This is a genomic window from Sporosarcina sp. FSL K6-1522 (assembly GCF_038622445.1).
In the GTDB taxonomy this organism is placed as follows: Bacteria; Bacillota; Bacilli; order Bacillales_A; family Planococcaceae; genus Sporosarcina.
In genome coordinates this window covers 2,426,951-2,447,167 of sequence record NZ_CP152019.1, presented here as the reverse complement: position 1 = coordinate 2,447,167, position 20,217 = coordinate 2,426,951, and the positions used below count along the sequence as shown (strand labels likewise).

22 protein-coding genes are annotated in these 20,217 nt (G+C 40.8%); 9 read left to right on the top strand and 13 right to left on the bottom strand.

The window, feature by feature from the left end; all coding sequences use genetic code 11:
• Position 1 precedes the first annotated feature (1 nt).
• Complete coding sequence (locus MKY34_RS11995) at positions 2–490, bottom strand: hypothetical protein (protein ID WP_342510850.1); 489 nt, start codon at positions 488–490, stop codon at positions 2–4.
• The gene (locus MKY34_RS11990; RefSeq protein WP_342510848.1) at positions 487–696 is read right to left on the bottom strand and encodes a helix-turn-helix transcriptional regulator; all 210 of its coding nucleotides are present in this window, start codon (positions 694–696) and stop codon (positions 487–489) included. The genes MKY34_RS11995 and MKY34_RS11990 overlap by 4 nt, the downstream gene beginning before the upstream one ends.
• A 275-nt stretch (positions 697–971) precedes the next feature.
• On the opposite strand from MKY34_RS11990, the gene MKY34_RS11985 reads away from it, so the two are divergent.
• Positions 972–1,409 (top strand): DUF6526 family protein, encoded by a 438-nt coding sequence (locus MKY34_RS11985; RefSeq protein WP_342510846.1) that lies wholly within the window; start codon positions 972–974, stop codon positions 1,407–1,409.
• A gap of 32 nt (positions 1,410–1,441) precedes the next feature.
• Positions 1,442–1,771, top strand: coding sequence for a bacillithiol system redox-active protein YtxJ (gene ytxJ / locus MKY34_RS11980; protein ID WP_342510844.1), 330 nt, complete (start codon positions 1,442–1,444; stop codon positions 1,769–1,771).
• A 45-nt stretch (positions 1,772–1,816) separates the two neighbouring features.
• Here ytxJ and argF read toward each other — a convergent pair whose 3' ends face one another.
• Together argF and MKY34_RS11970 are read right to left on the bottom strand one after the other, a co-directional pair.
• Entirely contained in the window at positions 1,817–2,779 is a 963-nt protein-coding gene (gene argF, locus MKY34_RS11975; protein ID WP_342510842.1) for an ornithine carbamoyltransferase, read from the bottom strand.
• A 193-nt stretch (positions 2,780–2,972) separates the two neighbouring features.
• Positions 2,973–4,061, bottom strand: a complete 1,089-nt coding sequence (locus tag MKY34_RS11970) for a M42 family metallopeptidase (protein WP_342510840.1) — start codon at positions 4,059–4,061, stop codon at positions 2,973–2,975.
• A 203-nt stretch (positions 4,062–4,264) separates the two neighbouring features.
• Here MKY34_RS11970 and MKY34_RS11965 point away from each other — a divergent pair, with 203 nt between their 5' ends.
• Both MKY34_RS11965 and MKY34_RS11960 read left to right on the top strand, forming a co-directional pair.
• On the top strand, positions 4,265–5,074 hold the full coding sequence (locus MKY34_RS11965) for a YwqG family protein (protein ID WP_342510838.1): 810 nt from the start codon (positions 4,265–4,267) through the stop codon (positions 5,072–5,074).
• A 27-nt stretch (positions 5,075–5,101) separates the two neighbouring features.
• A complete protein-coding gene (locus MKY34_RS11960) occupies positions 5,102–5,524 on the top strand; it encodes a ybaK/ebsC family protein (RefSeq protein ID WP_342510835.1) in 423 nt (140 codons plus the stop codon).
• Positions 5,525–5,606: 82 nt separating this feature from the next.
• Here the strand turns inward: MKY34_RS11960 and MKY34_RS11955 are convergent, their stop codons facing one another.
• Together MKY34_RS11955 and MKY34_RS11950 are read right to left on the bottom strand one after the other, a co-directional pair.
• Positions 5,607–6,500: a PhzF family phenazine biosynthesis protein gene (locus MKY34_RS11955; RefSeq protein ID WP_342515253.1), complete on the bottom strand. Its 894-nt coding sequence runs from the start codon at positions 6,498–6,500 to the stop codon at positions 5,607–5,609.
• A gap of 19 nt (positions 6,501–6,519) precedes the next feature.
• On the bottom strand, positions 6,520–7,011 hold the full coding sequence (locus tag MKY34_RS11950; RefSeq protein WP_342510833.1) for a hypothetical protein: 492 nt from the start codon (positions 7,009–7,011) through the stop codon (positions 6,520–6,522).
• 162 nt (positions 7,012–7,173) lie between these two features.
• Here MKY34_RS11950 and MKY34_RS11945 point away from each other — a divergent pair, with 162 nt between their 5' ends.
• Complete coding sequence (locus MKY34_RS11945) at positions 7,174–7,713, top strand: sigma-70 family RNA polymerase sigma factor (protein WP_342510831.1); 540 nt, start codon at positions 7,174–7,176, stop codon at positions 7,711–7,713.
• Positions 7,703–8,605, top strand: a complete 903-nt coding sequence (gene spoIIP / locus MKY34_RS11940) for a stage II sporulation protein P (protein ID WP_342510829.1) — start codon at positions 7,703–7,705, stop codon at positions 8,603–8,605. The genes MKY34_RS11945 and spoIIP overlap by 11 nt, the downstream gene beginning before the upstream one ends.
• A 170-nt stretch (positions 8,606–8,775) precedes the next feature.
• Here the strand turns inward: spoIIP and MKY34_RS11935 are convergent, their stop codons facing one another.
• From MKY34_RS11935 to MKY34_RS11925, 3 genes are all read right to left on the bottom strand, one after another.
• Complete coding sequence (locus MKY34_RS11935; RefSeq protein WP_342510827.1) at positions 8,776–9,216, bottom strand: DUF4275 family protein; 441 nt, start codon at positions 9,214–9,216, stop codon at positions 8,776–8,778.
• Positions 9,217–9,419: 203 nt separating this feature from the next.
• Positions 9,420–10,298, bottom strand: a complete 879-nt coding sequence (locus MKY34_RS11930) for a DUF6612 family protein (protein WP_342510825.1) — start codon at positions 10,296–10,298, stop codon at positions 9,420–9,422.
• 196 nt (positions 10,299–10,494) lie between these two features.
• Positions 10,495–11,475 (bottom strand): diaminopimelate dehydrogenase, encoded by a 981-nt coding sequence (locus tag MKY34_RS11925; protein ID WP_342510823.1) that lies wholly within the window; start codon positions 11,473–11,475, stop codon positions 10,495–10,497.
• Between the two features lie 239 nt (positions 11,476–11,714).
• On the opposite strand from MKY34_RS11925, the gene MKY34_RS11920 reads away from it, so the two are divergent.
• Entirely contained in the window at positions 11,715–12,869 is a 1,155-nt protein-coding gene (locus tag MKY34_RS11920) for an MFS transporter (protein WP_342510821.1), read from the top strand.
• Positions 12,870–13,039: 170 nt separating this feature from the next.
• On the top strand, positions 13,040–13,537 hold the full coding sequence (queF, locus tag MKY34_RS11915) for a preQ(1) synthase (RefSeq protein WP_342510819.1): 498 nt from the start codon (positions 13,040–13,042) through the stop codon (positions 13,535–13,537).
• 125 nt (positions 13,538–13,662) lie between these two features.
• Here the strand turns inward: queF and recQ are convergent, their stop codons facing one another.
• The 4 genes from recQ to MKY34_RS11895 all read right to left on the bottom strand — a co-directional run bounded on the left by recQ (position 13,663) and on the right by MKY34_RS11895 (position 18,368).
• On the bottom strand, positions 13,663–15,459 hold the full coding sequence (gene recQ / locus MKY34_RS11910; RefSeq protein ID WP_342510817.1) for a DNA helicase RecQ: 1,797 nt from the start codon (positions 15,457–15,459) through the stop codon (positions 13,663–13,665).
• A gap of 59 nt (positions 15,460–15,518) precedes the next feature.
• A complete protein-coding gene (locus tag MKY34_RS11905) occupies positions 15,519–15,932 on the bottom strand; it encodes a hemerythrin domain-containing protein (protein ID WP_342510815.1) in 414 nt (137 codons plus the stop codon).
• A gap of 127 nt (positions 15,933–16,059) precedes the next feature.
• Entirely contained in the window at positions 16,060–16,917 is an 858-nt protein-coding gene (tatC, locus tag MKY34_RS11900; protein ID WP_342510812.1) for a twin-arginine translocase subunit TatC, read from the bottom strand.
• A 431-nt stretch (positions 16,918–17,348) separates the two neighbouring features.
• A complete protein-coding gene (locus tag MKY34_RS11895) occupies positions 17,349–18,368 on the bottom strand; it encodes a S66 peptidase family protein (protein ID WP_342510810.1) in 1,020 nt (339 codons plus the stop codon).
• Between the two features lie 209 nt (positions 18,369–18,577).
• Between MKY34_RS11895 and MKY34_RS11890 the strand changes: the two genes are divergently transcribed.
• Positions 18,578–20,149, top strand: a complete 1,572-nt coding sequence (locus MKY34_RS11890; RefSeq protein WP_342510808.1) for a diguanylate cyclase — start codon at positions 18,578–18,580, stop codon at positions 20,147–20,149.
• Positions 20,150–20,217 lie beyond the last annotated feature (68 nt).

Genomic DNA, 20,217 nt, shown 5'->3' with positions numbered 1-20,217 from the left:
TTCACTCTATATCTTCCTGTACATATTTACGAAGTTCTAAATAATAAATAAGATATTGCATGATTGCGAGTACTAAAATATTGATAACAACCCCATACTGTGGCATGTCAAAAGCTAAATGAAGCAATAATGATGTCGGAAGAGCCCATGAGAAAAATGCATACACTTTCTGCGACGCATGCCTAGTAATAAATTGCCACCCTTCGTCATCCTCTATATATTCAAATGGCCTAAGTTGAAAAAATGCTAATTTGCGGTCCGGATGATTTTTATTATGTGCTGATAGTCTTATTCTAAAAGTGATTCCGAAGCCAATAAATAGAACGCTAAACAATAAAGCGATAATTCCTTCGAAAAATGCTAGATTGTTGACATTTAACGCTAGTAATAAATCCGGAATAACCCCTCTCGATCCAAATAACCCTAATGTAATCATCAGTAAAGAACCAATTTGCCAAAGTGGGTACTGAATCCGAAAATCGCTCTTCATTGCTCTTCCTCCCCTTCCAACCAAAATAATTCATTAATATCACAGTTCAAAGCACGTGCCAGTTTCAATGACAGTGTCACAGACGGTGAAAACTCCCCTTTTTCGATAAAGCCAATGGTTTGCCTTGTCACGCCAACACGTTTTGCCAATTCAATTTGCGTGAAATCATGTCGCGCTCGTAATTCTTTCAATCGATTCTTTAGCATCGTGCCACCTCCCAATCCGAATGTACATTATACTTAACATATTGTAAAGTATTATAACCATTAGGTTAAGTTTAATATACAAAAAAGTCAAAGAATAAAGACCTGTACTTGATGATAAAAATGACGATTGGTTCATACACTGCTATTTTTTCGATTTACGGTACCATCAATTGTTAAAAATCCACTTATTATATATACAAGCAAAAAAAATGCATTATATACCCACCGCGGTATATAATGCATAGTATATTCATTAAAAGTTGGGGGGAATAGAATTGAAAAAGAAGCAGTCCTATGAAAATCATACACGTTTCCATCCTTTACAACACTTCGTACTGTTGCCAATAAGTATAATTACATTAGTGGTAGCCATCATCTACACCACTACTAGCATTGGAAAAGGTCAATTTTCTTTCGCTACATTTTTAATAATGGCTCTAGTCATCATGGGTATTATTACGGGTTTGCTAGCTAGAGTAAATGCGTTAAAAGTTCAAGATCGTACGATTCGAGTGGAGGAACAGTTACGACACTTCCTGTTAACTGGATCACCCATTGACCCTAGACTGACAATGGCACAACTAATCGCCTTACGCTTTGCATCAGATGACGAGTTCCCGGAGCTTACTGCAAAAGCTGCAGAGACCAACATGAAGCCCGATGAAATAAAAAAGGAAATCCGACAATGGCGCTTGGATGAGCACCGCGTCTAAATGATTTTGCAATGTTGGAGGGAAGACAAATTATGATGCGAATTAAATCGAGAGACGCCTGGCGAGAGTTATTAGAAACGTCTAAGGAGCAGCCTTTTCTTCTATTAAAGTTCAGTATGACATGCGCAAGCAGCCTATCAGCTATGAAAGAACTGCGCGCACTTGACACGGAACTTCCAAAATACGTCGTCATTGTGCAGATGGAGAGGCAAGTTTCGAATGCAATCGAAAAAGATCTCGGAGTTAGGCATGAATCACCTCAACTCTTAATCCTGAAAGATGGCAGAGGACTCTGGCAAGCCACGCATTACAAAATAAAAAAATCATTGTTAACAGAAGCTATTGCTACATACATTTCATAGCGACAAGCCCGGGTATCAAATACCCGGGCTTGTCGCTATATTTTATTACAACACGTTAGCCAAAACTGCTTTCTGCGCGTGCAGACGATTGCCTGCTTGTTGGAAAACATATGAATTTGGTCCATCAATGACGGATGTTGCGACTTCTTCCTCACGATGTGCCGGTAAGCAATGCAAGAACATGTAATCTTCTTTCGCATGTGCCACCAATGCATCATTGATTTGGAAATCTTTAAATGCTTCAAGACGTGCCGCCGCCTCTTCTTCCTGTCCCATACTCGTCCAGACGTCCGTATAAACCACATCTGCACCCGTCACCGCTTCAACAGGATTCGTCGTTGCCATCACACTACCGCCATTCTTAGCCGCAAGCTCTTTCGCCTTCTCCAGTAGCTCCGAGTTGTATTCAAAGCCCTCAGGTGTCGCAACAGCTGCATGCATGCCCATATGCGCCGCCGCAATGATAAGAGAGTGTGCCACGTTATTGCCGTCCCCAACATAAGCAATTTTCTTACCTGCCAGTGATCCCTTCACTTCTAATACTGTCAATAAGTCCGCTAATGCTTGACATGGGTGGAAAATGTCTGTCAAACCGTTGATTACCGGAACAGATGCATGTTCAGCTAATTCTTTCACCATTTCATGAGAGTTCGCGCGGATCATAACGCCATCCAAATACTCAGATAATACATGCCCTGTGTCATACACAGATTCTCCACGTCCAATTTGTAAGTCACGTGCATTCATAAACATTGCGTGCCCGCCAAGTTGAATCATCCCCACTTCAAACGAAATACGCGTACGTGTCGAATGCTTTTCAAAGATCATCCCTAGTGTCTTGCCTGCCAAGATGGGTGGCATATTCCCTGCCAACATTTCTTGTTTCATGTTATTTGCATAATCCAATAAATACGCAATTTCTTCACTTGTATAATCAAGAAGTGATAACAAATCTCTTCCTTTTAGTCCATTTGAAATTTCGTTATTAGGTACTCCACACTTCACCATACCGTCATCCCCTGTCGTCTTTTTCAATTTGTATAACAAAGTATATAGTATGTATATTTATAAAGTCAAGTGTATTAATATAAAAATATTCATCTATCACACAATTCGTTTTTATTCGACATATAATTCACTTCCTCACAATGTAAAAAAACTGCCCTAACCATTTTACTGGCCAGGGCAGTTCATTGTATTATTAATCAAATGTAATCGTATTGACCGTGTCTCGATCCAATTTCTTAATGACCTCAACTACTAATTTCACTGTGTTCTCGAAATCATCGCGGTGCAACATTGCTGCGTGCGAATGAATATATCTCGTTGGAATACAAATCGCCAGTGTTGGTACACCGTGTCCTGAAAGATGGATAGAACCTGCATCCGTCCCCCCACCCGGAATCGTTTCAAATTGGTAAGGGATTCCATGCTCCTCCGCTGTATCGATTACAAAGTTACGTAAGCCTTTGTGGGACACCATGGAAGCGTCAAATAACACTAGTTGTGGGCCATCGCCCATTTTCCCCATCGCTTCTTTCGATGTAACACCAGGCGTATCTCCCGCAATCCCTACATCTACCGCAAATCCGATGTCTGGCTGAATTTTCGCCGCCGCTGTACGTGCGCCACGCAGACCGATTTCTTCTTGTGCTGCTCCCACACCAAAGACAATATTCGGGTGATTTTCAGCTTTCAATGCTTTTAGTACTTCAATGGCAATGGCACAGCCAATCCGGTTATCCCATGCTTTAGCAAGAAGGTATTTTTCATTATTCATCACCGTGAATTCGAAATATGGCACGACCATATCGCCCGGTAAAATGCCCCACTCCATTACTTCTTCTTTCGAAGCTGCTCCTACATCGATGAACATATCTTTAATATCGACCGGCTTGTTGCGTGCTTCCGGCGTCAAGATATGTGGAGGCTTTGATCCGATAACTCCCGTCACCGTATCCCCTTTGCGTGTCACAATCGTCACACGTTGCGCCAGCATCACTTGCGACCACCAGCCACCGACCGTTTGGAAGGACAAGAATCCTTTATCATCGATTTTAGAAATCATAAAACCAACTTCATCGAGGTGTCCCGCTAGCATGATTTTCGGTCCATTGGCATCACCCGTTTTCTTGGCGATCAATGAGCCAAGCCCATCCTGTTCGATGTCATCTGCAAACGGTGATATGTACTTTTTCATCACTTCACGTGGCTCACGTTCATTTCCAGGAATCCCTTTCGCGTCTGTGAGCGCTTTCAGCATGACCAATGTTTCGTCTAATTTCGTCAAGTACTTCGACCTCCTAAATAAATCACTCATTATGTAGTATATGCGAAATACACACCGTTATCAAAACATTTCGCATTGGCAATAAAATAACAAGGGTCACTCTCCCTATTCAGATGAAATGGATCGGTAGTTTCACGACACCGCCCGTAGAATATGTTAATCTATGGGTGATAAAAAGAATTGTCAAACGGAGGTGCTTTTCGGTGGAACAAAAATGCTACGAAACTTTTTTCACAAGAGAATTCGTTAACAAAATCGTGAAAAAAGAAGCAGGGTCAATCATACTTCATAACGAAGGAAAACTACCGCTATCTCAATCAAAAGTTGGCGGTGTCGGCTATTTCCCTAAAAACAAGCCCTACCCAATCGGAACTTCTGGAGAACCCCTTCACTTGCTCGCACAGTTAAATTTTGAAGAGCTACCAGCAATCCCTGACTTCCCGACGAAAGGCATCCTCGCATTTTATATTGATCTGCATGATGACTTATACGGTATGGATTTAGAGGACATGCAAAACCAAGCGGGCTATCAGATTTATTATATTGAGGATTTAACACTGCCTGCTTTTACTCGTGAAGAGCTAGAGACGTTAACAAAAGCAGAGTATTCGTTTGTTAAAGGTGAATATGCCATTGAATGTTCGATTGCCTCTATCCCTCTGCTGCAAGACAATTATGAGTTCCAAATCCAATATGGTGAAGACTACTATACGTTTTTCGAGAAATTATTCGGCGATCAGGTCGATGATCGGCTAGATGATTTATATGATTGCGTCACACAAGATATGGGCGAAGGGTTAATTGGAGGCTATCCAATGTTTACACAAGATGATCCCCGTTTGTATCGGGAGCAATTGCAACAGGACGTCTTACTGTTTCAACTCGACTCTGTTTTCGGCGAAGAAGTTGAAGTGATGTGGGGAGACGCTGGAATTGCCAACTTTTTCATTCACCCGACAGATTTAAAAAACCGGCGTTTTGACAAAGCATGGTTTAACTGGGATTGTTCTTAATAGAAGATGGTTGAAAGAGGAATGAGCATGCAAAAATATCAAGATGAAACAGGTATGTTTGAAGATTTCAATTTTAAACTGGTCGTGATTGATGCGCTACTTGATGAAGAACCAAGCTTTAAACAAGAGCTAGCAAAGATGAAAGAGACATACTGCGACAGCTATGAATGGTATACAAATGCCGGTCCTATTCGAGAAATGTGTGAATACTTCGCTACACTAACAATCACACCAGACGATCTCATAAAAATAACCCAATTATGCTTTGATGGGGGCAATGAGATTTATTTTTATATACAACCCGATTGGGATGGAGAAGATGGTTCCTTCGATGTCCACTCTGTTTCGGGCTTTGAAAAGTTGACGAATTTAGCAACTGTTACAATCATTAGTATGATCGATGAACCAACCGTAGAGCTATTGAAGCAAAAAGGTATAGATATCGTATAAACGTATAGGCGACAGCACCTGCCATATCGAGCTAGGTCACTGTCGCCACACTTATTTATCTTACCTCTTCATAAATCCCACATTATATACTGACCTCAAACTCTTTCACAAACACCGCATTGCCTGTGATTTCTATGTCATAACCTCCCCGATTTTTACAAACACCCACCCGTACACGACCATCTTTACCAATTTCATGTCCTTGCTCAACTACGAGATTCAAGTGTTCTTCCAAATGCTTATCAATATAAGTTGCATAATAAGCACCCATAACACCTGAAGCCGTTCCTGTCACCGCATCTTCAATTGTCCCCGAATAAGGAGATGAGAAATGGCGGGCATGCATATGAGCCTGTTCATCGTAGGTTTCCAAGCAAAACGGATGAATTGACGCTTTTGGCATTTCTGTTAAAATGCTTGGAAATCGTTCGGTTGAAGGTTTCATTCTACTGAAAGCACCTAGCGTCTTTATAGGCACAATCAATGTCCATGCACCCGTACTTCCATAGACAACCGGCAAATCCGCGACAATATCTTCTTTATCGAGCCCGATGGATTGCGCCAATGCTTCAGCTGACCCATTAAACGCTGTAAATTGGGGTGGTGCCTGCTGCATCGTTATCTCGATCCCGCCATCTGCTAATGAAGCGATATGTATTGGCAAAATCCCTGCCTTCGTTTCAATTGTCAGGTCATCTTTGTCAGTTAATAAGCCTCTCGACTTTAATGCAAATAGCGTAGCCATTGTTGCATGCCCACATAAATCCATTTCATGCCCTGGCGTGAAATAACGAATTCTTACATCAGCTACTTCAGATTTGAGTGAAAAAGCAGTTTCGTTGAATCCTACTTTTACTGCAATTTCTTGCATCTCACTTTCGGTTAAGTAATCGCCGTCTAACACTACACCTGCCGGATTTCCCTTGTTCGGTTGTGTACTAAATGCATCATATTGATACACCTTTATTGATTTCATCATCTATTTCCCCATTCACTCAATTGTAGATTTTATTAAAAAGTTTACTCAAAATCGTTAGCTTTTGTAAATCCTTACTATTATTTTTCGTTCTTCTATATCCATCTTGTAGCGACTTCGTATACACTTTATGATAATCCGCAATAGTGAGCAAAGAATAATTTGCTCCTTTATCTTCAAATCTCGCTAAATTTTTATAATCTACATCTGCAAATGCTACAAGATCCTCCATAAAAGCAAAGCCAATTTTACAATCGTTTTTCACAAATTCATGCTCATGTAAATCAATCAACGTATAATCTAACAGTTCCAATGTATCTTTCAGTATTTCCCACTTCTCCTCTAAAAAAGATAGGGGAACAAGAATATCAATATCTTGTGGAGAAAAGTTCAGTTGCGTTACTTTTTCAAGTCCCAATGACCCGTATAATACAGGTACAATCGCTAACCTCTCATTTAACACTTTAGTGACTTGTAAAAACTCTTGATATAAATGGCATTCCCGAACCATAACATCCTCCTTGTTTTCATAAAATTATCGAATTGCTTTACTCATACATTACCTTTTAATGGCTAACCATGCAAACTGGTTTAGTGCTCTTTAAAAATACATGTAACCTTTCCATTCGCTCAAACGAATAATGAGTAGATGGCAAAACGAGGAGGGAACTAGTTGCTTGATACAGACAGTTTGGAAGACAGTATCAGTGAGATTTATCGAAAGTACTATGGAGATGTTTACCGATTCATTATTTGCTTTTCTGGCAATCAAAATGATGCAGAGGATATGACGCAAGAGGTATTCATCCGTGTTTTGAATAACCTGTCCAAGTTTAATCACTCTGTTAATTTAAAAACTTGGATTTTCTCTATCGCAAAACACGTGGCCATTGATCATTATCGAAAGTTTAAATTCACTTCTATTTTTAAAGAAGGGTTCTTTAAACAATTACAATCGAATGAAAGGAATCCTAATGAACTCGCAGAACAAAATGAAATAAAGAACTATGTCCAGGATGCTATCTCAAAAGTCAAACCAAATTATCGAGTTATTTTGCTTTTGAGAGGTATTAACGAATTTTCCATAAAAGAAACAGCTGAAATCCTTAATTGCAGTGAATCCAAGGTAAAAGTTGACTATCATCGTGCCTTGAAAGATTTGAATCGAAAATTGCATGTCACTTGCAGGGAGGTTATTGGACATGAAAACTGAAAATGAGTTATTCGAACTGCTAAAAGACCAACATTCACTTACTCCAAGGAAAGAGTTCGTATCTGCAACAGACAGTAAGCTCAGACAACTTGCAAATAAATTGGAGCGTAAAAGCAAATACAAACGTTTTTCTTTCATTGCAACTGGAATAGTTGTCTGCTTCATGGTCCTGTCATGGATGTTCTTACTTGGCGGGCAGGAAACAATCTACCTGGCGATTTCAGCTGCCAGACAAAACACACCACCCCCTACTGCTTCTCAACAAGAAGAACCACTCATCTATCTGTACCACACGCATAGCCGTGAATCATTCACCCCAGAAATTATAGTTAAAGAAAAGACGGGTATATCACATGAGTCGAAAAATATCACCTTAGTCGGAAAGCGACTTCAAAGTGCTTTAGCAAAAAAAAATGTGCAGGCTGTACACGACAACACAGATTTTGCAGAAATTTCACGAGATAAAGGACTGTCTTTCAAGGAAACTTATAACGTATCCAGAGAGTCACTTAAAAAGACATTGCAAAAGAACAGTAGCATACAAATGGCGCTAGATATCCACAGAGATTCTATACCTAGAAAAGATAGCACCTTCTTAATTGCTGGAAAAGAATATGCGAAAATCGCATTCGTTGTATCCCGTGCGAGCAAATATTATGAAGAAAATGCAGCATTTGCGGAACGTATTCATAAAAAGTTCGAACAAAAATACCCAGGGATTTCAAGCGGCGTCATCATCAAGGACAACAAACCACAAAGTACTTATAATCAGGATATCATGAGCAACTCCGTGCTAATCAACATTGGCGGGATTGACAATACGTTAGAAGAAGAATACAGGACGGCAGATATTTTAGCGGAGATTCTTCAAGATTTCATTGAAACGAACTGATAGGCGCTTACAATCTAAATAATACCTGACTCCCCTTTAGGTAGCGTAAACATTCATTCTAATTAAGGTAATCATGTTTTAGAATATAGCACTCGAAATGAAATAATCCACCTGAGCCACGAAACTCAAAGGTGGATTATTTTTACAACACTTACCAATAACTGCTGATCTTAATTTCTACTAAAATAGGGACCACAACTTGCTTCATGTGTATGGACATACGTCCAAGTAAAATTTTCATCAACAATATACATATCGCCTTCGTCAAAATCATCCTTCTGGACAAAATCACTAGCGGTAGTAGCTGATGCGTCCTCTATAATCAATGCATAGTCAGAGTGTTGATAGAAAACAAAACATCTACGCTTAGATAACGCATTAAATGCTTCATCTGCTTGCCTCTCTTTTATATACGCCCTTTTTTCGTAACTAAACACATGCCATAAATAACCGCTAAATACCCCATCATAACGTAAACTGATCTCTTCTTTCTCCCCATTGCTCAAATGCCTAGCAAACCGTTCTTCCCATCGCTGTCGCAAATAAGATCCCCAACTAGGGATTTCTTGAATTCGTATTTTTTTGTTTTGAAGTCGATGTACTAAGTCCATTACGACGCCCTCCATAAATAATCGATATTAACTCCTAAAGTAGCACCTTTATTTCTAATACTATTTCACTTTAGCAAATATAACACCTATCCATATTCCAGTTCTCTAAAATCCAACTTCCCCTTTTTATACACCATAAAAATAATTCTCATAATAAAACGCCCCACATGTCCCGCCAATCTGCGGTACATGTGGGGCACGTCTTACTCTTCTACTTCTTCATACTCCGTTGCGTTATCAATTACTTCTTGTGGGATTTCAATAGCAGCAAGTTCATTAATCTTGCTTACCACCATATTCGCTTTTTGCGTAACAACTGTTTCCGCACCATCGATTTCGATTGATGCATCTAGGTCTAGATTAAACCCAGTTGTAAAAAATGTTTCTTTCGCAATGGTAAATTCAAATGTAAGCTTCTTGATATCGAAATTGGCAAAGTCAACTTCTTGACCTTCTTCAATCTCTTCCATATCTTCTTGCAGCTCATCGACAAGCGACTCTTCCATAATCTCTTTGAGCCCTTCGCTAAACTCTCCTAGTTTAACAATATATGCCTCGTCCGTTTCTTCTACCGTAAAATCCTTTGCATGCTCTGCAAATACCTCAAGGTAGTTGAAATGATCTAGATCCTCTGGCATATCTATCACAATGTCTTCACCATCTTCTGCCGGCATATTAAACCACATACTCTCTGCTACATCGTGCAAATAAATCGATTCGTTCGTTGCATACCATTCGACCTCTGCTTCCTCATCATCCATCTTGGTTTTCAATAGTTGGTATGCCGCAAACGGTTCAAAACTTATATCCATTGCAATATTCATCTTTGTATCCAATTGGTATTCTTGTTCCGCAATCGCTACTTGGTCGTCAATATCCATAGCAATATGCATATTCTTTTGCTCATCTTTTGCTGCCAATGCTTTTTTGAAAACATCTGCTGCTGTCAATTCGTCCTTCTTTGGTTTTTGCTCTTCTTTACTTACTGGTTCTGTCTTTGGTTGGCTATCTGCCGTATCTCCACAAGCTGCTAGTGCAAGCGCCAGCGTACTTACACCGAACCACTTCATCCATTTTTTCAAAAGTATCTCTCCATTTCCATAAAAAATCCTTACTGAATTAGTATAAACTGGTTTCTATTAATATGCAGGATGATTTATGGACAATTCATGACACTTACCGAAGTTTGGTAGTATTGGCGATTAATTCAACAAATTAAAACGGCATACCCTCTTCCTAAAAGTAGGGGGTATGCCGTAGTGCTATCTATATTAATGCTTATAGTAATTCCTTCCGTAACTCCGCCGCACTTTTCGGTGACAATAGACCAGGTGCGATGTCAAATACTGTTTTCGCACCGGCTTCGCCGCTTTGATTCAAACGATATGCCGCACGTGCGTATGTGACGAGGACACTCGATGTAAATTCGGGATTGCTGTCGAGTTTCAACGAATACTCCATCACTTGCGCATTGCCGTCACCTGTTTTACCACTGCGAATGACAAATCCACCATGTGGCATTGCAGAATGATCGCGTTGCAGCTCCTCTTCTGTAATGAACGTCACCGTTGTGTCATAGTCCGTAAAATAATCAGGCATTGTGACAATCGCTTGCTTCACTTCTTCCGCATTCACGCCATCATGTAACACGACATAGCAGTCACGCGTATGCTTTTCACGTGTCGTCAATTCAGGCAATGACCCACTGCGCACACGATCGACTGCATCTGGTACTGGAATCGTATATTGGACAGCCCCTTTGACGCCTGGAATTCGTCTAACTGCGTCCGAATGCCCTTGGCTTAAGCCCTTCCCCCAAAATGTGTATGTTGCCCCTTCTGACAAAACCGCCTCTCCATATAGACGATTGATAGAGAATAAACCTGGATCCCAACCAACCGAAATGATTGCCGTTTTACCATTCGGTTTCGCAGCCGCATCGACCGACTCGAAATATTCTGGAATTTTTGCATGTGTGTCGAAGCTGTCTACTGTATTGAACAAAGCTGCTAATGCTGGCCCTTGTTCAGGTAAATCGTTTTTCGATCCGCCGCAAAGAATTAACACATCAATCGCATCCGTGTAGTTCTCAATGTCCGCCATGCTATGTACAGGTACATCGGCATTCAACAACTGCACATCTTCAGGGTTTCGTCTTGAAAACACCCCTACTAATTCCATATCTTTGTTTTGACCGATTGCTGATTCAACACCGCGCCCCAAATTTCCGTATCCTGCAATTCCAACTCTAATTGTCATCTTGTCATTTCCCCTTTCCATCAATTGCATGCATATGCAATATGCGCAACTTATAGTATAAGTTTAGCGTGTTATTTGTTATTTTTCTATACAACTTGCCTGCTTTTGCTAAAAAATTTATATTTCCTTACTAGCACCTTCAAATTATGAAGCGTTCACAATCTGTCCTTTTCCAATCCTCACTAAAAAATGCTACAGTAAGAGAGGTACAGATTAATTGAAAAGAGGCTTCATTCATTATGCGTGGTTTTGTTTATCTGATTGTCTTTTTCTCGTTTTTCGATTTATTTTCTCAATTACCTGTTATGAGTCCATTTGCACTTTCTCTTGGTGCAACACCATTTATAGTTGGACTTGCGGTCGGTATCTATTCTTTTTCTAATACGATTGGCAATATTATTTCCGGTTTCATGACAGACCGTAAAGGACCATTTATTATTTTACTCATTGGGCTGTTTGCAGCGGCATTGTCTTTGTTTCTTTATACGTTAATATCAGGTCCTCTGTCATTACTCGCTGTCCGATTTGTTCATGGTTTCATGGAAGGGCTGATTGTCCCGGCGGCTTTCACATTTTTAGCGAATCGTGCGGAAGAATCCAAACGTGGTAAAAGCGTAGCAATTTCCGGTGCGTTCGTTGGCTTGGCTGCCATTGTAGGTCCAGCTTACGGCGGTATTGTTGCTGCTAAAACGAGTACGCCATTTATCATGGCTGTCAACGGCGCTATCATGCTAGTGTTGGCCATCAGTGCGTTCTTTGTACTTCGTTCATTTACACATGTCCGAAAGCATACAACAGAACAAGTGAAGCATTTCAAAGTCCGCTATCTGTTCCGTCATCCAGGTATGGTTCGAGCATTTGCGGGTGCATTCTTTTTAATGTTTTCACAAGGCGCGCTTGCACTTGTGTTGCCGCTCAAAGTGGAGGCACTTGGCTTTGATACGAAAACAAGTGGCTTGTTATTAAGCACATTTGGCGTCGTTGCTATTCTCATTTTTTTATTGCCTATCAATCGGGTTTTCGACCGTCTACGTCCAATGGTCACATTGGCATTCGGAATTTCGCTAATGGGCATCGCTATGCTGTTCCTAAGTCAAGTTGAACAATTGAATTACTTGTACATTGCGATGGCGATTTACGGGACAGGCTTTGCATTCCTTTTCCCTTCCATCAACTCCTTACTGATTGACTCGTCTTCCGCAGAGTTCCGCGGAAAAGCCTATGGCTATTTCTATGCATTCTTTTCGATTGGTGTCGTTGCGGGATCTAGCGTTATTGGCTATCTCGACCTTACCTATAAAGGTGGTTTTTTGCTGACAGGCATCGTGTTGCTCATCGTTGCTTTGTATACGTTAATTGGCATGCGAAAAAATGCAGCTATTGACAAACGTTAATCTATCCGTTATTGTCATAGACGAAACGAATACCCTGTCTGGGAGAGGTTCATAGCGACCCTCTATAAAAAACTATGGATGACGGAATCTACGCCATGTCCATTTGACATGGCTTTTTTTATTCCTATTATCTATGGACCTCCCTGACAAAATTTACGGGAGGTTTTTTTATGGCTGGAAGAGATGAAGCAACATTGACCGATTTAACTTTGCTCGGCAATCAAAACACAAAGTACTTATTTGAGTACAGTCCGGATATTTTGGAATCCGTGGACAATATGCATGTGGGGCGTGACTACTTTGTAAAATTCAATTGCCCTGAGTTCACATCCCTCTGTCCAATGACGGGGCAACCTGATTTTGCGACGATGTATATTAGCTTTATTCCTGATGAAAAGCTTGTGGAAAGTAAATCGCTAAAATTATATCTATTCAGCTTCCGAAATCATGGGGATTTCCACGAGGACTGCGTCAATATTATTATGAATGATTTAATCAAACTGATTGAACCACGTTATATCGAAGTATGGGGGAAATTCACGCCACGTGGCGGCTTGTCTATCGATCCTTACTGCAACTACGGCAAGCCAGGGACGAAGTATGAACAGATGGCAGATCACCGCTTGATAAATCACGACTTATACCCTGAGAAAATCGATAACCGATAAGAATAAACAGACGAAACATGCGGGAATTTCTGTTCCTGCACGTATTTAAGTGAATGGACATACTATCTAAAAAGAAGCGCCCATCATAATGATATGCGCTTCTTTTTGATGATGTTTGAACACCATTACAACGTTGGCACATTTTCCTGTGCTGCCGCTGTATATGCTTTAATTTCATCCATAAATGCTTCGCCGTAGCGCTCTAACTTCGCAAGTCCGACACCGCTTACCTCTAGGAAATCCTCTTCCGTAATAGGCATTCTTGCTGCCATGTCCTGCAAGGTTTTATCCGAAAAGACGACAAATGGAGGGACACCTGCATCCTGTGCCAACTGCCGCCGCAATGCGCGAAGCTGTTCGAACAATGGATTGTCGGCCGTAATTTGTTTTGTAATGACCGTTACTTTTCGATGAACTTTCACTTTACCCGTTAACACGTCTTTCCCTTGCTCACTCACATAAATGATTGGAAATTGTCCATGTTCAACGCCTAGATAGTTTTCTGAAATAATGAATTCGATGAAGTCAGATACTTCTTTGGCATTTCTTCCTCTCATGAGCCCATAAGTCGTGAGCTTGTCAAAGCCAAATTCAAGTACCTTCTTATTGCGGGATCCCGTTAACACTTGCGCAATCATTGTCTTTCCAAAGCGTTGCCCCATTCGAATAACACAGGACAGCACTTTTTGTACATCCACCGTGACATCTGAGCTTTCTCGCGTATCTGTACAATTTGCGCAACGTCCACAATCCACGACATCCGTTTCCCCAAAATACGTAATGATGAATTTCTGCAAACAAGCTTCCGTATGACAATAGTCAATCATCGACTGCAACTTTTCCAATTCTGCCGGGATTCGAGTTTCGTCCTGTGATTGGTCAATTAAAAATCGCTGCGTTTGAACATCCTGTGATGAAAATAAGATGGTACAAGCACTATCAAGCCCATCACGTCCTGCACGCCCCGCTTCTTGATAATAACTCTCCATGTTTTTCGGCATTTGGTAATGAATAACGTATCGAATATTGGATTTGTCGATACCCATTCCAAAGGCATTTGTCGCAACCATAACCGTTGCTTCGTCCATCAAAAATCGATCCTGCTCAGACTGGCGTTCCACATCTCCGAGTCCTGCATGGTATCTCGCAACAGCTACACCGCTCTTTCGCAACGTTTCATAGACAGAATCGACTGCTTTACGTGTTGCGGCATAAATAATACCTGCTTCTCCATCATTTTTCCGCACGTATTCTTTCACAAATTTCTCGCGGTCTTGTCCTTTGACAACCGAAAACGTCAGATTTGCCCGTTCAAAGCCGGTCATCACCGTATTATTCTCACTGATACCCAGTTGGCGGCAAATATCTTCTCGTACATCCGGTGTTGCAGTTGCTGTCAATGCCAGCACAACCGGCTTCTCGTCAAACAAGGAAACAATGCTACTAATATTGCGATAGCTCGGGCGGAAATCATGTCCCCACTGCGAAATACAATGCGCCTCATCAATCGCAATCATAGGGATATTCATTTGGCGTAATTGATTTTTAAATGCGGGTGAATCCAGTCGTTCCGGTGCCACATATAAAAGTTGATACTTGCCTTCCATCGCCAACTCCATCGTGCCAAAATATTCTTCTGACGATAAAGAACTATTAATGTAGGCTGCTGGAATCCCTGCTTGATGAAGTGCATCCACCTGGTCTTTCATTAAAGAAATAAGTGGAGAAATGACAAGAACAGTCCCCTCCATTACCAATGCGGGCACTTGGTAACAGATGGATTTCCCGCCCCCTGTTGGCATCACACAAAGCGTATCTTCGCCTTGTAGCACACCACGAATGACTTGCTCCTGCCCCGTTCTAAAGGAAGGATAGCCAAAATACGTCGTTAAAATGTTTAAAGCCTTTTCGATGCAAATCATCTCCTATCTTAATCTTTCAAAGAAAAAAGCACCGCTATCTGGTGCTTCTGTTGTCTCTGTTATTCGAAAAGCATACGCTCTTCGTCACGACTATGTATTTCATTGACCACCAATAGCGCATGAAACCGATGTAGAACGCTTGGACTTAAATTTTCAGTTTCCCGAAGCACTTGGATATCTTTTAGAATGATGCGAAGTAAGTCATGATCCCGCTTCAATTGAATGACCGCATGCTCCATCTTCGGCTTTTGTTCCACGACTTCACTGTAAAACCCTTCCTCTTCGGCATCTGCATGACTGATGACACGCGTTAACCAATAGTCCACGAGTGCATCTGCTGCTTGGTTGGCCACTTCAAGATTACCCTGTTTTAGTAAGTCCATCATCTCTTCCGTCTTGCCAATTGCGCCGGAAAGTCCGCCTTCATGAATTGCACGATGAGAATGTAATTGCTTCAATGCTGGTCCCGCCATTTTGATCATCCTTTCATCTCATTCCTTCCTTTAACCATACCAGATTAAAGCGTATTTTGGAATGAAAGTCCGGCCTGTTTTAGCACAAGAAGACCCCACTACATATAAAATCGTAATGGGGCTTCAGTCATTCAACAACGGCTTGCTGACTACGCCGACGTTCGATATGCATGACGACGTAAATGCTCGCTTCATATAAAATAACCATTGGGATGAGTACGAGTAACTGACTGACAAAATCAGGCGGTGTAATGAGCGCAGAAATAATAGCAATCGCAAGATAAGACCACTTCCGTACTTTCTTCATAGAGTCTGCCGTCAATAAGCCAATTGACGCTAAAAACATAGCAACAATCGGCAACTCAAAAAGAAGACCAATCGGCATCGTCGTCATCAATAAAAATTGGATATATTCCTGTGCAGATACCATTACATCAAAGTTTACAGCCCCAAGTGCAATTAAAAAGGTATAGCTCAATGGATTGACAATAAAATAGCCAAAGGCCACGCCCCCAACAAACAATAGCAACATGACAGGTGAATATAAACTTAAAAACTTACTCTCTGGCTCATTTAAGCCTGGCTTCACGAACTGCCATAAAAAGTGACAGAGGAATGGTAAGGACAAACCAAAAGCAAGCGCTGTCGAAATTGACATGTAAAATTTCACAACTTCGAGCGGTCCAAGAATAATCAAGGAATGCCCCCTCGTCACATAAGGAAACCAACTATTGATGGTGGAAAACACAATGATAAAAAACACAAGAAATACAGCCACACTTTTTACAAGTTGCTTCCTCAATTCCGATAGATGGCCGACGAGTGATTCATGATTGGCCGTTTCCAAATCGTCCATTTGTGGTGATGCTTGCTTGCCTTCCTCTTCATCGCCATCACTACTTGCCTTGTCTATATCATCAGCGTCCATTTGTGGCTTATCCAGTGGACTTATGATTTTACGATGATGATCTCCATATGGATCCATTTACACACCTCTTTCGTAGACCTATCCAAATACGAGTCATTTGAATCCGCTATTCCCTTCACAGGTTACACTTATTCCTCTCCAAATCGGTGCTTAATCATACCGATTTGTGGTAACAATTTCTACTTTCTTGAACGTTCAATTTATGCTATATAAACTGAACTAAAGAATTCCACTAACAACGCTCGGCGCTTGCGGATACCTCCCGCCATAAGCCAGGCAGAAAACCACTGCCAGTCTTACGGCATCGGCGACCGCTTGTAAGGCGCCTTCGCTGGGTAGTAGATAAAAATCATAAGTTCAACCTATATAGTCAAAAACACGATTTCTCCAAAAAGAAGAAATCGTGTCCAACTTATATCGTATTTAATTGAATCCATCGCGACGCCGAGCATATGCATGCTCCATGTTAAATAGCTTCCTAACGGCTATCAGATGAATTGTGTATGCATCACTGCCTTGCCATTTGCTACTTCAATGTCCATGTAAGCCCCATTGACAAAAGTCATTTGTGGAGGCTTATGCCCAATATCTGCATCATAAACGATTGGAATACCCGTTAGATCAGCAAGCCTCTCCATTGCATCTACATCGCTGAATCCACCTTTTGCTTCACCGGCGGCCGTTCTACCAAAAATAATGCCCGCTGTATTATCAAACCAGCCTGCATTGTGTAACTGAAGAATGGATCGATAAAAATCAGGTGCATCCATTTCACAATTTTCAAGTGCCCAGACAATTTTATCTCCCGCTATAAATTTCTCTTGAAAAGCTTTCACATCTCCGAAAGGCGTTCCCACTAAATGGCGGATTGTATCAATGCAACCAGACAAGATTCGACCTTCGAATCGGACAGGTTTATCGCCAATTACTCTCCATTTTGTTTCTCGATCTAATTTAAAAACATACGGATCTGGCGGCGCATTATGCTGCCATTGTGACTGATATTTTTCCGATGATTGTTGAACAATCGTCTCTCCTTCAGCGGCCTTAAGTACGTCAAGAAATTTCGAGGTGACAGGATCCCATTCATCACTTCTTAGATCAACGAAGTTCGTCCCGTGAACTGTCGCTATCCCAGTTTTTAACGTAATCGATAATAGCAGCGTACTGCTATCCGAATACCCAACAATCCATTTCGGTTCCATCTTATCAAATTGAAGAAGCGGAAGAACTTCCGATAAAAATTCACCGCCCCATGGCGGAAGTATTGCACAAATTTCATCATCCATCAGCATTTCCATTAATTCTGCACTACGGATTTCTTTCGGTGCAGACGTTAGTTTGTCATCCGTCCATACCGTTTCTCCGAGGTGGATTTGATACCCTCTTCGCTCAAACTGATGAGCCGCTTTTCTCAATAAATGATGTAATTCACTCCCAACTCCTGATGATGTAGCAGTCACACCAATCGTATTGCCCTTTTGTAACAGTTTTGGATAACGAATCATCGACATTCCCCTACTTTCTTCATCCATTTTTCCATCATCTACATTTTGATTCACCTAGTCAAGCATTTTAATAAAAGAATACTTCGACAATATATTTATCTTCATCTAATAAAGGACGATAATACTAATAAGCGCTCTAATTCATCTATATGTTATAGCGATAATACCTATTTTTACACAAGACCCAAGATTGAAAGGTGGAGTATGACATGGAGGTTCAACAACTCATCATGTATTTACTTGTTTACCTCATTCCCGGCATCACTTTGTTTGGATGCGCATGCTTAGTCGTTACACGTAACTATCGAAATACGACGAATCGCCTCATCGCTTTATTAATTTACTTGTATAGCTTTATGTTCCTTGAAGAATTCATCCGCCACTTACTTCCGATTTCTTATAGTTCTTTTATGGTAGAGCTATTTTTCAAAAATAATTGCGTCCTAATCATTTGCGTAACGTTACATTTTTTTATTCATATTACGAAACTCAACGAACGAATTACGATTCCTTTCTATCCTGTTAGCAATTACTTACCAGCTTTCTTCGGGTTGCAAACTACATTTTTTGATGTCCATTTGATTGGCCATGCTGCATTTATTCAAAGAGGGATTTGGTATGTCCCTGTTTATACAATCCATTATTATAGCTTATTGACCATTTTTACAATCATCATCTTGATTTTCATCGCCATCTTAGTAAACGGCTTTACGTCCACTTCAACGGCAAGTCGCAAAAAAATTTTACGCTTATTGGCTTCTGGAACGTTCATCGGACTTATTACGATGAATATATTAGCCTATCCTGCTTTCAATGTTACGCTTCCTCCTTATCCTTACCTAATTATGGGGATTATTTTCCCATCACTGTTAATGGTCGCGGCTTATCGATTCAACTTGCTGCCCTCAAACGCTACAAAGTATCGAATGATGTTTAACCTTATGCCCGTCTCCATTACGGTTGTGAATAGCGATTGGGATATCGTAGAACTCAATGGTTACGCTAAAAAAGAACTGGTTCAGTATGACCAACAAGGAAGCAATTTATTTGGTTTTGTTCGATCTACGGAGAACAAAGAAGCACTCTCGCACTTCACCCAACAGCTTGAAGAACATGAAACTTTGCATGATTATCCAATTACGTTTACAACAGCCGATATTGGCCCCCTCCATTACTCTGTAGAAGCTTCAACCATTATTTTAGAGGATCAAAAGTTGTTTTATTTAATTTGGAGAAATGTCACGGAAGAGCTTGAAAATGACCAACTGATTGAACAGCTGGCCTATCATGACGGACTTACTACGCTACACAATCGAGCTTATTTCGTGTCTAATGTAAAAAAGCGGATTGCGAAATTGACAACAAGTTCACCAAATGATTCTGCGCTTGTGCTCATCGATCTCAATCGTTTCAAACAGATTAATGATACACACGGACATGTCGTTGGCGACCAAGTATTGCAACATGCGGCGATGTTACTCAAACAAGCTGTCCGCACAAATGATTTAGTCGCCCGATTAGGAGGCGATGAATTCGTTATTTTTCTCGAAAATTTTCCAACGCAAAAAGCCGTATTCGATTGGAATGATCGTTTGCAAAAAACCTTTCAGCACACCCCTTTTCAGAATGGATCCGCAACATTGCAAGTCGAAGCCAGTATCGGCATTGCTTTCTTTCCAACAGATGCTGACACGTTTGAAAGCCTGTTTCAATTGGCTGACGCAAATATGTATAGCTATAAACGTAACTCCCCAAAAAAAGACAATAAAATTCGATTATAAACTACTCACCTTCCTACTGAAACAAGCTGAATGAAGATAAAATGCCAGCTACAATGCGATTTAAAAAC

Coding starts and splice junctions, on each gene's coding strand:
- MKY34_RS11995 (WP_342510850.1), bottom strand. CDS start 490: ATGAAGAGCGATTTTCGGATTCAGTACCCACTTTGGCAAATTGGTTCT.
- MKY34_RS11990 (WP_342510848.1), bottom strand. CDS start 696: ATGCTAAAGAATCGATTGAAAGAATTACGAGCGCGACATGATTTCACG.
- ytxJ (WP_342510844.1), top strand. CDS start 1,442: ATGATGCGAATTAAATCGAGAGACGCCTGGCGAGAGTTATTAGAAACG.
- argF (WP_342510842.1), bottom strand. CDS start 2,779: ATGGTGAAGTGTGGAGTACCTAATAACGAAATTTCAAATGGACTAAAA.
- MKY34_RS11960 (WP_342510835.1), top strand. CDS start 5,102: ATGCAAAAATATCAAGATGAAACAGGTATGTTTGAAGATTTCAATTTT.
- MKY34_RS11955 (WP_342515253.1), bottom strand. CDS start 6,500: ATGAAATCAATAAAGGTGTATCAATATGATGCATTTAGTACACAACCG.
- MKY34_RS11950 (WP_342510833.1), bottom strand. CDS start 7,011: ATGGTTCGGGAATGCCATTTATATCAAGAGTTTTTACAAGTCACTAAA.
- spoIIP (WP_342510829.1), top strand. CDS start 7,703: ATGAAAACTGAAAATGAGTTATTCGAACTGCTAAAAGACCAACATTCA.
- MKY34_RS11935 (WP_342510827.1), bottom strand. CDS start 9,216: ATGGACTTAGTACATCGACTTCAAAACAAAAAAATACGAATTCAAGAA.
- MKY34_RS11925 (WP_342510823.1), bottom strand. CDS start 11,475: ATGACAATTAGAGTTGGAATTGCAGGATACGGAAATTTGGGGCGCGGT.
- MKY34_RS11920 (WP_342510821.1), top strand. CDS start 11,715: ATGCGTGGTTTTGTTTATCTGATTGTCTTTTTCTCGTTTTTCGATTTA.
- queF (WP_342510819.1), top strand. CDS start 13,040: ATGGCTGGAAGAGATGAAGCAACATTGACCGATTTAACTTTGCTCGGC.
- recQ (WP_342510817.1), bottom strand. CDS start 15,459: ATGATTTGCATCGAAAAGGCTTTAAACATTTTAACGACGTATTTTGGC.
- MKY34_RS11905 (WP_342510815.1), bottom strand. CDS start 15,932: ATGGCGGGACCAGCATTGAAGCAATTACATTCTCATCGTGCAATTCAT.
- tatC (WP_342510812.1), bottom strand. CDS start 16,917: ATGGATCCATATGGAGATCATCATCGTAAAATCATAAGTCCACTGGAT.
- MKY34_RS11895 (WP_342510810.1), bottom strand. CDS start 18,368: ATGATTCGTTATCCAAAACTGTTACAAAAGGGCAATACGATTGGTGTG.
- MKY34_RS11890 (WP_342510808.1), top strand. CDS start 18,578: ATGGAGGTTCAACAACTCATCATGTATTTACTTGTTTACCTCATTCCC.